This window comes from Vibrio viridaestus, assembly GCF_003856525.1.
Classification (GTDB): domain Bacteria; phylum Pseudomonadota; class Gammaproteobacteria; order Enterobacterales; family Vibrionaceae; genus Vibrio; species Vibrio viridaestus.
The window spans coordinates 1-677 of the sequence record NZ_RJVQ01000069.1; the positions used below are offsets into that span (position 1 = coordinate 1).

The 677-nt window shown below is 50.2% G+C and carries 1 rRNA gene; it reads right to left on the bottom strand.

Annotated elements, in window-relative coordinates:
* Window positions 1–677, bottom strand: a 23S ribosomal RNA gene (locus EES38_RS21725); the annotation flags it as partial.

A 677-nucleotide genomic window follows, 5' to 3' on the forward strand; every position in this document is an offset into this window, starting at 1 on the left:
AGTCTTTCCGTCCCGTTGCGGGTAATCGGCATCTTCACCGATACTACAATTTCAGTCTTTCCGTCCCGTTGCGGGTAATCGGCATCTTCACCGATACTACAATTTCACCGAGCTCATGGCTGAGACAGTGCCCAGATCGTTACACCATTCGTGCAGGTCGGAACTTACCCGACAAGGAATTTCGCTACCTTAGGACCGTTATAGTTACGGCCGCCGTTTACTGGGGCTTCATTTCAGACCTTCGCTTACGCTAAGCCCTCCACTTAACCTTCCAGCACCGGGCAGGTGTCAGGCCTTATACTTCAWCTTTCGWTTTTGCAAAGCCATGTGTTTTTGRTAAACAGTCGCCTGGGCCATTTCWCTGCGGCTCWCATYRCTGWGAGCRYYCYTTMTCCCGAAGTTACRGRRYTATTTTGCCGAGTTCCTTAGCCATGAATCACTCGAGCGCCTTAGTATTCTCTACTTGACTACCTGTGTCGGTTTGWGGTACGGGYMWYTWYAACCTGAWGCTTAGWGGKTTTTCTTGGAAGTCAAATTACACGCACTATCCAATTGTCCGTAAACGCTTGGTACTATCGGCTTTCAGCTCAACTGGCGGATTTGCCTACCAGTCTCATAGCATACGGCCTTCAACGAACTATTCCGTCAGTTCGCGGCGTTGTCATCTCTTCGTCACC